Below are 10653 nucleotides of genomic sequence, written 5' to 3' on the forward strand. Positions count from 1 at the left end.
CGTCAGCTGGTCACGCTTCCGACGACGCAGACAACGACAAGCCGAACTATCCCACTGGCGCAGAAGATCAACTTAAGTGCCGTTGCAGTACTAGGCCGGGAACGCCGAATCGCTAGATGTTGAGCCGGAACATCACTACACATTGAAGCGGAATTCGACGACGTCGCCGTCCTTCATCGTGTAGTCCTTGCCCTCCATGCGGACCTTGCCGGCGGCCTTGGCCGCGGACATTGAGCCGGCCGCCATCAGGTCGTCGTAGGAGACGATTTCGGCCTTGATGAAGCCGCGCTGGAAGTCGCTGTGGATGACGCCGGCCGCCTCCGGGGCGGTCGCGCCGACCGGGATCACCCAGGCTCGGGCCTCTTTCGGGCCGGCGGTCAGGTAGGTCTGCAGGCCCAGCGTCTGGAAGCCGACCCGGATGAGCTGGTTGAGGCCGGGCTCGGTCTGGCCGGTCGACTCGAGGAGTTCCATCGCCTCGTCGGCCGGGAGGTCGATCAGCTCCGACTCGATCTTCGCGTCCATGAAGACGGCCTCGGCCGGGGCGACCAGGGCGCGCATCTCGTCGAGGAACGCCGCGTTGCCCAGCTCGGCCTCGTCGACGTTGAACACGTAGATGAACGGCTTGATGGTGAGCAGGTGCAGCTCGGCCAGCAGGTCGACGTCGATGTCGGCGGCCGCTGCGCCCGCGTGCAGGGTGACGCCGTCGTTGAGCAGGTTGAACGCGGCCTCGGCGGCCGCCACGGACGGGGCCTTGTCCTTCTTGAGCTTGGCCTCCTTCTGCAGGCGGGGCAGTGCCTTCTCGACCGTCTGCAGGTCGGCCAGGATCAGCTCGGTGTTGATCGTCTCGATGTCGTCGGCGGGGGAGACCTTGCCGTCGACGTGGAGCACGTTGGGATCGGAGAACGCGCGCACGACCTGGCAGATGGCCGAGGCGTCGCGGATGTTGGCGAGGAACGCGTTGCCGCGGCCCTGGCCCTTGGACGCGCCGCGCACCAGACCGGCGATGTCGACGAAGCTCACCGGCGCCGGGATGACCTTTTCGCTGCTGAACAGCTCAGCCAGCTTGCCCAGGCGCTCGTCGGGCAGCCCGACCACCCCGACGTTCGGCTCGATGGTGGCGAACGGGTAGTTCGCCGCGAGCACGTCGTTCTTGGTCAGGGCGTTGAACAGGGTGCTCTTGCCGACGTTGGGCAGGCCGACGATTCCGATGGTGAGGCTCACGAACGTCGAGTCTACGCAGCGAACGGAGCACGACGAAAACGCACGGTGATGTCCGAAAACCGCCAGCCACCAGCGGCGGCGCCAGAGCAGACTGAGGACCATGGAACTGGACTTCGAACGGTGCTACCGGGCCGTGGACAGCCGGGACCAGCGCTTCGACGGCTGGTTCTACACCGCCGTACGCAGCACCGGCATCTATTGCCGTCCGTCCTGCCCGGCGATGACGCCGAAGCGGCAGAACGTCGCGTTCTACCCGAGCGCGGCCGCCGCCCAGCGGGCCGGCTTCCGCGCCTGCAAGCGCTGCCGCCCGGACGCGGCGCCCGGCTCCCCGGAGTGGGACGTGCGGGCCGACCTGGTCGGGCGCGCGATGCGGCTGATCGGCGACGGGGTCGTCGACCGGGACGGCGTTCCCGGCTTGGCGAGCCGCCTCGGCTACACCGAGCGGCACCTCAACCGCCTGCTCACCGCGGAGTTGGGCGCCGGGCCGCTGGCGCTGGCCCGGGCGCAGCGCGCCCAGACCGCCCGGGTGCTCATCGAAACCACCGATCTCGGCCTCGCCGAGATCGCCTTCGCGGCGGGTTTCGGCAGCGTGCGCCAGTTCAACGACACGATCCAGGAAGTGTACGCGCAAGCGCCCGGCCAACTGCGCGAACGCCGCCCGACGGCACACACCGAGCCCGGGTCGATCAACCTCCGGCTGGCGTACCGGGCTCCGCTGCACGCCGCGTCGCTCCTCGGTTTCCTGCAGGCGCGGGCCCTTCCGGGAGTGGAGGAACGTATCGGGAACGCGTACCGCCGGGGTCTGACCTTGCCCCACGGAAGCGCGACCGTCGCGCTGACCCCGGCCGACCGGTGGGTCTCGGCGACCTTGCGGCTGAGCGACGTGCGTGATCTGGCGCCGGCCGTCGCCCGTTGCCGGCGGCTGTTCGACCTGGACGCCGATCCGGTCGCGGTCGATGCGATGCTGGCGGCCGATTCCGCGCTGAGCGCGGCGGTCTCGGCCGAGCCGGGCGTACGCGTACCGCGTTCCGCCGACGGCTTCGAGATGGCCGTGCGAGCGGTCGTCGGGCAGCAGGTGAGTGTGGCCGGCGCACGGACGACGCTGATCCGCATGCTGCGGGCGGCGGGTTCCTTCGGAGACGGGGACGAGTTGGTCGGTTTCCCGGCCGCCGCGGTGATCGCCGACCTGCCGGACTCGGCGTTCGGCATGCCGGCGGCGCGGCGGGAGACGGTCCGTGCGCTGGCCGGGGCGGTCGCCGACGGGAAGCTCGACCTGGAGCCGGGCGCGGACCGCGACGAGTCGACGGCCCGGCTCATGGAGTTGCCGGGGGTCGGCGCGTGGACGGCGGGCTACGTCGCGATGCGTGCGATCGGCGACCCGGACGTATTTCTCCCGACTGACATCGCGGTGCGGCGGGGTGCGCGGGCGCTCGGCCTGCCCGACACCCCGGCCGCGCTGGGGAAGCACGCCGAGAGGTGGCGTCCCTGGCGATCGTACGCACTGATCCGCCTGTGGAGGGCGAGCTAGGTGGACGACCCGGTTGTCCACAGACGAACAAGAGGGCACGACGCGGCCGGGAGCCATGGGCCAGGCTGAGGAGCCTCGAACCCCAGGAGGACGACATGTTGAAGCACCACACCTTGAGCACTCCGGCCGGCCCGCTGACCGTGGTGACGAGCCGGGCCGGCGCGGTGCGGGCGGCCGGTTTCACCGAGTCGACCGACGCCCTCCTGTCCTTGATTCACCCCCGCCTGCGCGAGCCGGCGGAACCGGCCGACGACATCGGCATGGTCGGAGAGGCGATCCGTGCCTACTTCGCCGGCGACCGGACAGCGATCGACGATGTGCCGGTCGAGCAGGAGACGGCCGGGGTGTTCATGGCCTACGCCTGGAAGGTCATGCGCGAGATCAAGCCGGGTGCTCCGGTGACCTATTCGGAGTTCGCCGAGCGGGCCGGGCGCCCGGCGGCGGTGCGGGCGGCCGCGGCCGCCTGCGCGCAAAACCCGGTGGCGTTCTTCACGCCGTGCCACCGGGTGCTGCGCCGGGACGGGTCGCTCGGCGGCTACCGCTGGGGGCTTCCGGTGAAGCGCTGGCTGCTTGACTACGAGGCGGCCTGACCAGGCAACACGGCGTTACGAGAGCTTAAGAGAGCCTTTGGCCGGGATCAATATTTCCGGTCCTGAGTATTCAGATAGGTCTGTTCTGGGTACAACGCCTTCTATGTCCAACACATATGGCCGCTCTGTCGCCCGGTCGGTGGGCACGGACTCCGCGTCCGGTTCGGACGACCTTGCGGTGGGCACCGTTCCCGGTACGGGCGATCGCACGCCGATCGTTCCGCCGCGAACGCGAGGAGTGACCCACTGATGGCCGACTGGATTCTGGTGGCTTGCCTCAAGCAGTTGTTCGCCGAGTTCAACGAGATCGCGCCCCGCCGTGATCACGCTTCGGACGGCAGCATCGGCGACACCGCGCACCAGAACGAGGTGAGCGACCACAACCCCGACGAGACGGGCTCGGTGCCGATCCACGACGCCGACCACGTCAACGAGGTCCACGCGATCGATGTGGACATTGACCTGCGAGAACCGGGCCTGACCATGGAGATGGTCGTCCAGTTCCTGCTCGGCCGCTGCCGGAACGGATCCGAGAAGCGGCTGCGCTACATCATCTACAACCGGCGCATCTGGGAGGCCGACAACGGCTGGAACAAGCGCGCTTACACGGGGGCATCCGCACACACCGAGCACGCGCACTTCAGCGCGTCGTACGACACCGGCAGAGAGGCCAGTACGGCTTCCTGGCACCTGGAGGACATCCCCGTGGCATTGACCGCAGCCGACAAGACGTGGATCACCAACACCATCCGGTCCGAGGTGGCCAGGGTGGCGGGCGAAGTCTGGGCCTACCAACTGGAGCGGCCCGAGTCGACGACCACGCCGAAAGAGAAGGCCAGCGCGGGCGCCTACCAGCGCTACAACGACGCGGTGACCAACGCGGCGGCCGACCGGGTCATCGAAGCCCTCCGCACGGCATCCCTGCCCTGACAGGAACCCTCCGAGCGGCTCGCGGCCGGCGCTCTAGGCAGCGGCCAGCCCCGTGAGGCCGGGGAGCCCGGCGAGGCGGGGGAGCCCGGCGAGCCCGGTCAGGCCAGGGAGGCGGCGACGCGCTCGAGGGCGTCCAGGGATTCCTGCATGCCGACCTCCATCCCGGAGTTGATGTGAGCATCGCGGCCGGCCTGGTCGCGGTGCTCGATCAGCATCTCGGTGTAGGTGCGGCCGCCCTTGTCGATCAGGGTGAGCGTGGACAGGGCCGCGTTGGCGTCCGGGTCGGGGATGCCCTCGAAGGCCTCGGTGCCGACCAGGCGCTCGGGCGGCACGATCTCGCGGTATTCGCCGTGGAAGGCCACCTCGAAGCCGCCGTTGGCCTGCATCACGTAACGCCATCTGCCGCCGACCCGCAGGTCGACCTCGACGCTGGTGACGTGGCCGCGCTCGCCGGCCCACCAGCGTTTGATGAGCTCGGGCTCGGTGTAGGCGCGCCAGACCAGGTGGCGGGGCGCGTCGAACTCGCGGGTGATCAGGATCTGGTTGTCGGCCGGAAGGGTCACCCGGGCCGTGCCGTTAGTCGCCATGATCTTCCTCCTCTTTGAGCTCGGTCAGTACGGCGTCCATGGCGTCGAACCGCGAAGCCCACATCTGCTGGTATTTCGCGAGCCAGTCGTGGATGTCGCGGAGCGGGGACGCGTTCAGCCGATAGAGCCGTTGCCGGCCCTCCTCGCGGACGTGCACCAGGTCGACCTCGCGCAGCACGCGCAGGTGCTTGGAGACCTGCGGCTGGGCCAGGCCGAGCATTTCGACCAGGTCGTTGACCGGCCGCTCACCCTGGGCCAGCAGATCGAGGATCTGCCGTCGCCGGGGCTCGGCCACCGCGTTGAACGCGTCCGTCGTCGTCGCCGCTCGTGCCATGCGACGATCGTATTCCCATAAGGGAATGTGTCAACCGGCGTCGTTGGCGATCTCGTTGAACGCGGTGGCGAGCTTGGCCAGGTCGATGCCCTCGAGGTGGTCGAAGATGTGCCGGCGGACGCTGGCCAGGTGAGTTGGCCAGGCCTCCTGCAGGCGGGCGAGACCCTTGTCGGTCAGCACCGCGTTGGAGCCGCGGGCGTCGTCGGCACACTTCCGGCGGCTCAGATAGCCCAGCGATTCGAGCTTGTCGGCCAGCCGGGTCATGCCGCTCAGCGACATGTCGCAGGCCTGGGCCAGCTCGCTCATGCGCAGCGTGTTGCCCTCGGCCTCGGAGAGGTGGCGCAGCGTCGCATATTCGCTCGAGGTCATGCGCTGCTCGTGCTCGAGGTCGGCGGAGAGGACGCGCGGCATGACGCGCAGGAAGCGGCCGAGCGAGCGCATGACCGCCTCTTCGTCCGCGTCGAGCGGACGGAGGCCGTCCGGCAGCGGCGACGGAGCGGGAACTGTGGCGGACATGACATTGATACTACGACGCCGAGGAGCAACTATTTGCATGACGAAGCATTTAAAGCTCAGAACTGGAGAGCCCCATGACCAGGATCGGCATCATCCTCGGCAGCACGCGCCCGGGCCGCAACGGCGAGGCCGTCGCCAAGTGGGTGCGGGACGTCGCGTCGAAGCGCACGGACGCGGAGTTCGAGCTGATCGACCTGCTCGACTACAAACTGCCCCACCTCGACGAGGCGCTTCCGCCCGCGATGGGTCAGTACAGCAACCCGCACACCATCGAGTGGGCCGAGAAGATCCGCTCGTTCGACGGCTTCGTGATCGTCACGCCGGAGTACAACCACTCCACCTCGGCCGTGCTCAAGAACGCGATCGACTACCTGTTCGCCGAGTGGAACAACAAGGCGGTCGGCTTCGTGAGCTACGGCTCGGTCGGTGGTGCCCGCGCGGTCGAGCACCTGCGCCTGGTCGCCGGTGAGCTGATGATGGCCGACGTCCGGGCCCAGCTCACGCTGTCGCTGATGACCGACTTCGAGAACTTCAGCACGTTCGTACCCACCGAGCGGCACGAGCAGGTTCTCGGCACGGTCATCGACCAGGTCGTCGCCTGGAGCGGTGCGCTGGCGCACCTGCGCGAGCCCGTAGCCGCCTGATCAAAACGACCCGTCACCCCTTCGGGTAGAAGGTCGGTGCTTGATCCGCGAGTCGGACACTGCACAATGCTTTGGTGCAAAACCAGACAACTAGTGACTCATTGCGGCAACTGCTCGAAATGCCACGAAAGTCTTGGTGGGCCCGGCTGCCGTTCGGCGTACGGATGGCAGCCGGCACCAGCGCGCTGCTGATCGCGATCGGCGGCGGGGCGGCCGGCATCGCCGCGCTCACCCGCAGTGACCCCAAGCCGCGAGTCGTCACCGCAGTCGGTGACGCCGCCGCTCCCGATGCGACAGGGCCGGATGCGACAGGGCCGGATGCAACAGGGCCGGATGCAACAGCGCCGGATGCAACAGCGCCCGATGCGACAACGCCGGACGCGACAATTCCGGGCGCTGCCGCCCCCGGTGCGGCCGCGGCCGACGGGACACAGCCGACGCAGCCTCTGCAAAATCCGGTCGGCGTCCCCGGGCGTACGCCGGCCGGGGCCAACCGGGCAGTGAGCCGGAACCCGATCCGGCCGCCGGCGCCGGCCAAGGCCGGGCCGGGCCCGGTCGTCCCTCCCGCGAAGCCGGCCGCCCAGCCGGCGATCACCACCCGGACCGAGACCGTGACCAGGGAAATCCCCTACGCCAGCCGCATCGTGCGCGACCCGGGGCTGCCGAGGGGCAGCAAGCGGGTGCAGACGCCCGGCGTGGCCGGCGAGGAGACGCTGCGCTACCTGGTGACGCTGACCGGCGGTAGGCCGACCGCTCGGCGTCTGATCGGCTCGACCGTGACCCGGCAGCCTCAGCCGGAAGTGGTCGCGGTCGGCGACGGAACCGACCCATGCGGCGCTGATCTCGATTTGTGTGTGCCGATCGGCCGGGATCCGTGGTGCCGTCATCACCGGCGCGACGAGAGCGCCGACGGGAGCGGCGCCCCGAGCACCGCCGGGAGTGCCACCAGCACCGCCGGGAGCACTGCCGCGAGCGCGGCGGCGAGCATCGATGGCGGCGGAAACGGCCAGATCGGCGTGAGCGGCAACGATCTCGCCCTGCTCTCCGGCGGACAGAGCGCTGGGCCGGGCGGCGGGCTGGACGGCGGGCTGGGCGGCGGCACGGGCGGCGGCTGGCAGGTCGGCGGACGCGGACGCGGTTGCTAAATCGGCTGCCGTCCGGGGCCCGGCCCGGCAGACTTCCCCGGTGGACACTTTCGACGCTCTGCTCGACGAGGCGGCGGCGGTCCCGCTCGACGGCTGGGATTTCTCCTGGTTCGCCGGGCGCGCGACCGAGGAACGTCCGTCCTGGGGCTACGCGAGCCTGGTTGCCGACCGTCTGGGCGACGCCGGCACCGTCCTCGACGTGCAGACCGGCGGCGGCGAGGTCTTCGCCTGGTCGCTTGCACACGCCCGGCGACGACCACCCCTGGCGGTCGCGGTCGAACAGTGGCAGCCGGAGGTCGCCGCGCGGAAGGTCGACCATGTGGTCAAGGCGGCCGGTCTCCCGTTCCGCGAGGCCGCTTTCGACCTGGTCGTGAGCCGGCACCCGGTCGGCACCGACTGGCCCGCGACCGCTCGCGTCCTGCGCCCGGGCGGCCTCTTTCTCTCCCAGCAGATCGGCGCGGGCACCAACCGCGAGTTGTCCGAGGCCATGCTCGGCCCGCTGCCGCCACCTCAGTGGCAACACCCCGAGCAGATCCGGGCGGCTGCCGAGGCCGCCGGCCTCGAGGTTCTTGACGTACGCGGTGAGCGCCTGCGCCTGGAATTCTTCGACGTCGCCGCGGTAGCCCACTTCCTGCGAAAGGTGATCTGGACGGTGCCCGACTTCACGATCGAGAAGTACCGCGTGCAACTGCGGGCCGTGCACGACGAGATCAGCGCCAGCGGGCGGTTCGTCTCCTACAGCACCCGGGTGCTGGTCGAGGCTCGCAAGTGGAGCTGACCGGGCTGGCCGAGCAGCTGGCCGCCGTGCCCGGGGTGATCGGCGTGGTGCTCGGCGGCAGCCGGGCCCGCCGCGACCACACTCCGGAGTCCGACACCGACCTCGGGCTCTACTATCGCCGCCCGCTCGACACCGAGGTGCTGGACGCCCTGGCCAAGCGGGTCGGCGGCCCGTCCGCGGCGGTCACCGAGCCGGGCGGCTGGGGCCCGTGGGTCGACGGCGGCGGCTGGCTGCGGATCGCCGGTGAGCCGGTCGACTGGATCTATCGCGACCTCGACCGGGTGGCCGCGGTGTGGGAGTCGGCGCGGCAGGGGCGTTACTCCTTCCACCACCAGGCCGGGCATCCGCTCGGGTTCGTCGACATCGCGTACCCGGGCGAGCTGGCGCTCGGGCAGATCCTGGCCGACCCGACGGGCGAGCTGGCCGCGCTGCAGGAGCAGGTCCGGGTCTATCCGCGCACGCTGACCGAGGCGCTGGTCGGCGGCCTGTGGGAGGGCGACTTCCTGGTCGCGGTCGCCCGCAAGGCGGTGACCCGGCGCGACCGCACCTATGTGGCCGGTTGCCTGTTCCGGCTGGTCGGCGTCTGCGTGCACGCGCTGCACGGCGCCGGGCAGCGGTGGCTGATCAACGAGAAGGGCGCGGTGGCCGCGGCGGCCGCGATCCCGGGCGCGCCGGCCGGTTTCCGGGAGCGGGCCGAGGCGGTCTTCGGTCATCTCGAGGGCGGTCCGGAGCGGCTGACGAGCGCGATCGACGCGGCCGCCGATCTCGTGCTCGACACTGCCGACGCGTGCGCGAAGATGATCCGGTGACTGCCGACGCACCCACCATCCTGGCCACCAGCGCGAGCTTCGAGCCGGGTTCCTACGGCCAGTTCAGCATGCGGCCGGGCCGGATCCACCGGTTCGCGGCCGAGTTGTCCGGCAACCTCCGGGCGCCGCGAATCTGCGGGCTCTACCAGGCGACCGGCGATCCGGAGGCCCGCATCGGCGGGTTCTATGCCGCGTTCGCCGGCACCGAGTTCGTCGCCTCGCATCTGCAGTTGTTCCCGATGCCCAACGTCGACGACATCCGGTTTCATCTGTTGAGCCAGGACGTCATCTGGGTCGGCGGCGGCAGCGTGGCCAACCTGTGCGCGGTCTGGCGGGCGCACGGCCTCGACGAGATCCTCCACGAGGCATGGCAGTCCGGGGTGGTCCTCTCCGGCGTCTCGGCCGGTTCGATCTGCTGGCATCAGGGCGGCTCGACCGACAGCTTCGGGAGCGAGTTGCGGGGTTTCACCGACGGGCTCGGCTGGCTGCCGTACAGCAATGGCGTCCACTACGACGGCGAGGTTCAGCGCCGGCCGAAAATGCATGAGCTGATTGCGAACGGCACGCTCGCCGACGGGTACGCGACGGACGACGGTGCTGGGCTGCTCTACCGGGGGACCGAACTGGTCGAGGTGGTCGCCGACCGGGAAGGCCCGTCGGGCTACGAGCTGAAGCGGGCAGCGGACGGCTCTGTGACGGAGACGCCGCTGCCGACGCGGGTTCTGCTCTACGACGCGTAGTGCAGGATGACGTTGTGGACGTGGTGGGTCTTTTCGGAACCGCGGAACTCCACCTCGTACAGCTTGTCGTCGCACTGGATGGCGATCGTGCCGGAGGAGAAGAACTGACCGACCCAGTTCTTGTTGCTGACCACGCTGACGCTGCTCACCTTGGAGTACGGGATGCTGGTCAGCGCCACCCGGTTACCGGCGAAGGACTTGTCCTTGATGATGATCCGCCGGTTGGTCAGGCCGATGAAGCCACTGCCGACGCCGATCGCGTCGTAGACCGCGACGACCTGCTCGCCCTCAAGCAGACCGCTTTCGATCTGCTCCAGCTGCTCTTTTTTGTCGTAGACGACATCGCTCATGCGGGGCAGCGTAGCGATCGGAAACTATGAGATGCCGACGACCGTCCGGTAGAAGTCTTCGATTCGCGCCGCAAGGGTGACTTCACCGTCGGTAATGGCTTCGGCGTCTCGTTCGCCGAGCAGAATCTGAGTGTGACCATCGAGGCGTCGGATGCTGGGCCGAATGTGCAGTGTGTCCGCTGCCACCTTGATCCGCTCGGTCAATGCGGCATGCTGGCTGTCGTCGCACGCGAGTTCCCGCTTGAGCTGAACGCCGTCGCGCGTCCAGCCGCTCAGCAGAGCCAAGGCGTCGCTCAGGTAGTCGGTCCCGTTCGTGCGCCGTCTTCTGGCCCGCATCGCCGCACCCCCCTCGGCGTCGTTGCCGGCTTGTGGCCAAACTGTCGCCGTGTCGTCATGGTCGGTGCAGACAGTCTTGTCTTCCATGTCAAACATGTCCACGCCCACATATGCGTGTTTGCGTGACGATCGGGACGCCTCGGGC

Annotated in this window: 14 protein-coding genes; 8 read left to right on the plus strand and 6 right to left on the minus strand. The window is 69.4% G+C overall.

Translation table 11 applies throughout. From position 1 onward, the window contains the following. Positions 1 to 135: 135 nt before the first annotated feature. Positions 136 to 1221 (minus strand): redox-regulated ATPase YchF, encoded by a 1086-nt coding sequence (gene ychF / locus ACIA5C_RS35455; RefSeq protein WP_396062932.1) that lies wholly within the window; start codon positions 1219 to 1221, stop codon positions 136 to 138. Positions 1222 to 1321: 100 nt separating this feature from the next. On the opposite strand from ychF, the gene ACIA5C_RS35460 reads away from it, so the two are divergent. The 3 genes from ACIA5C_RS35460 (at position 1322) to ACIA5C_RS35470 (ending at position 4269) form a co-directional block, all read left to right on the plus strand. Continuing rightward, positions 1322 to 2749, plus strand: coding sequence for a DNA-3-methyladenine glycosylase 2 family protein (locus ACIA5C_RS35460; RefSeq protein WP_396062934.1), 1428 nt, complete (start codon positions 1322 to 1324; stop codon positions 2747 to 2749). A gap of 95 nt (positions 2750 to 2844) precedes the next feature. Further along, on the plus strand, positions 2845 to 3339 hold the full coding sequence (locus tag ACIA5C_RS35465) for a methylated-DNA--[protein]-cysteine S-methyltransferase (RefSeq protein ID WP_396062936.1): 495 nt from the start codon (positions 2845 to 2847) through the stop codon (positions 3337 to 3339). A gap of 249 nt (positions 3340 to 3588) precedes the next feature. After that, positions 3589 to 4269: a hypothetical protein gene (locus ACIA5C_RS35470; protein WP_396062938.1), complete on the plus strand. Its 681-nt coding sequence runs from the start codon at positions 3589 to 3591 to the stop codon at positions 4267 to 4269. A 98-nt stretch (positions 4270 to 4367) separates the two neighbouring features. On the opposite strand, the gene ACIA5C_RS35475 is transcribed toward ACIA5C_RS35470, so the two are convergent. Genes ACIA5C_RS35475 through ACIA5C_RS35485 form a run of 3 tightly spaced genes read right to left on the minus strand, consistent with a single transcriptional unit; the run spans position 4368 to position 5706 of the window. Beyond that, a complete protein-coding gene (locus tag ACIA5C_RS35475) occupies positions 4368 to 4856 on the minus strand; it encodes an SRPBCC family protein (protein WP_396062940.1) in 489 nt (162 codons plus the stop codon). Continuing rightward, a complete protein-coding gene (locus tag ACIA5C_RS35480) occupies positions 4846 to 5190 on the minus strand; it encodes an ArsR/SmtB family transcription factor (RefSeq protein WP_396062942.1) in 345 nt (114 codons plus the stop codon). Before ACIA5C_RS35480 ends, ACIA5C_RS35475 begins: the two co-directional genes overlap by 11 nt. 30 nt (positions 5191 to 5220) lie before the next feature. Then, positions 5221 to 5706 carry a MarR family winged helix-turn-helix transcriptional regulator gene (locus ACIA5C_RS35485; RefSeq protein WP_396062944.1) on the minus strand — a complete coding sequence of 162 codons (486 nt, stop codon included), beginning with the start codon at positions 5704 to 5706 and terminating at the stop codon, positions 5221 to 5223. Positions 5707 to 5780: 74 nt separating this feature from the next. On the opposite strand from ACIA5C_RS35485, the gene ACIA5C_RS35490 reads away from it, so the two are divergent. The 5 genes from ACIA5C_RS35490 (at position 5781) to ACIA5C_RS35510 (ending at position 9822) form a co-directional block, all read left to right on the plus strand. Beyond that, positions 5781 to 6350 (plus strand): NADPH-dependent FMN reductase, encoded by a 570-nt coding sequence (locus ACIA5C_RS35490; protein WP_396062946.1) that lies wholly within the window; start codon positions 5781 to 5783, stop codon positions 6348 to 6350. A 119-nt stretch (positions 6351 to 6469) separates the two neighbouring features. Further along, positions 6470 to 7495: a G5 domain-containing protein gene (locus tag ACIA5C_RS35495; RefSeq protein ID WP_396062948.1), complete on the plus strand. Its 1026-nt coding sequence runs from the start codon at positions 6470 to 6472 to the stop codon at positions 7493 to 7495. A 40-nt stretch (positions 7496 to 7535) separates the two neighbouring features. Next, the gene (locus ACIA5C_RS35500; protein WP_396062950.1) at positions 7536 to 8273 is read left to right on the plus strand and encodes an SAM-dependent methyltransferase; all 738 of its coding nucleotides are present in this window, start codon (positions 7536 to 7538) and stop codon (positions 8271 to 8273) included. After that, the gene (locus tag ACIA5C_RS35505) at positions 8264 to 9082 is read left to right on the plus strand and encodes a nucleotidyltransferase domain-containing protein (protein ID WP_396062952.1); all 819 of its coding nucleotides are present in this window, start codon (positions 8264 to 8266) and stop codon (positions 9080 to 9082) included. The genes ACIA5C_RS35500 and ACIA5C_RS35505 overlap by 10 nt, the downstream gene beginning before the upstream one ends. Next, positions 9079 to 9822, plus strand: coding sequence for a Type 1 glutamine amidotransferase-like domain-containing protein (locus ACIA5C_RS35510; RefSeq protein WP_396062954.1), 744 nt, complete (start codon positions 9079 to 9081; stop codon positions 9820 to 9822). Before ACIA5C_RS35505 ends, ACIA5C_RS35510 begins: the two co-directional genes overlap by 4 nt. Here ACIA5C_RS35510 and ACIA5C_RS35515 read toward each other — a convergent pair. Together ACIA5C_RS35515 and ACIA5C_RS35520 are read right to left on the minus strand one after the other, a co-directional pair. Next, positions 9810 to 10172 carry a PH domain-containing protein gene (locus tag ACIA5C_RS35515; protein WP_396062956.1) on the minus strand — a complete coding sequence of 121 codons (363 nt, stop codon included), beginning with the start codon at positions 10170 to 10172 and terminating at the stop codon, positions 9810 to 9812. The genes ACIA5C_RS35510 and ACIA5C_RS35515 overlap by 13 nt on opposite strands. A gap of 24 nt (positions 10173 to 10196) precedes the next feature. Beyond that, positions 10197 to 10508: a pterin dehydratase gene (locus tag ACIA5C_RS35520; RefSeq protein ID WP_396063498.1), complete on the minus strand. Its 312-nt coding sequence runs from the start codon at positions 10506 to 10508 to the stop codon at positions 10197 to 10199. Between the last annotated feature and the right edge of the window lie 145 nt (positions 10509 to 10653).

The organism is Actinoplanes sp. NPDC051343 (genome assembly GCF_044455125.1).
Taxonomy (GTDB): Bacteria; Actinomycetota; Actinomycetes; order Mycobacteriales; family Micromonosporaceae; genus Actinoplanes.

Bases quoted from the DNA above. Each gene is read 5' to 3' on its own strand.
- ACIA5C_RS35480 (WP_396062942.1), bottom strand. From the start codon at position 5,190: ATGGCACGAGCGGCGACGACGACGGACGCGTTCAACGCGGTGGCCGAG.
- ACIA5C_RS35460 (WP_396062934.1), top strand. From the start codon at position 1,322: ATGGAACTGGACTTCGAACGGTGCTACCGGGCCGTGGACAGCCGGGAC.
- ACIA5C_RS35495 (WP_396062948.1), top strand. From the start codon at position 6,470: ATGCCACGAAAGTCTTGGTGGGCCCGGCTGCCGTTCGGCGTACGGATG.
- ACIA5C_RS35490 (WP_396062946.1), top strand. From the start codon at position 5,781: ATGACCAGGATCGGCATCATCCTCGGCAGCACGCGCCCGGGCCGCAAC.
- ACIA5C_RS35515 (WP_396062956.1), bottom strand. From the start codon at position 10,172: ATGAGCGATGTCGTCTACGACAAAAAAGAGCAGCTGGAGCAGATCGAA.
- ACIA5C_RS35520 (WP_396063498.1), bottom strand. From the start codon at position 10,508: ATGCGGGCCAGAAGACGGCGCACGAACGGGACCGACTACCTGAGCGAC.
- ACIA5C_RS35470 (WP_396062938.1), top strand. From the start codon at position 3,589: ATGGCCGACTGGATTCTGGTGGCTTGCCTCAAGCAGTTGTTCGCCGAG.
- ACIA5C_RS35475 (WP_396062940.1), bottom strand. From the start codon at position 4,856: ATGGCGACTAACGGCACGGCCCGGGTGACCCTTCCGGCCGACAACCAG.
- ACIA5C_RS35465 (WP_396062936.1), top strand. From the start codon at position 2,845: ATGTTGAAGCACCACACCTTGAGCACTCCGGCCGGCCCGCTGACCGTG.
- ACIA5C_RS35485 (WP_396062944.1), bottom strand. From the start codon at position 5,706: ATGTCCGCCACAGTTCCCGCTCCGTCGCCGCTGCCGGACGGCCTCCGT.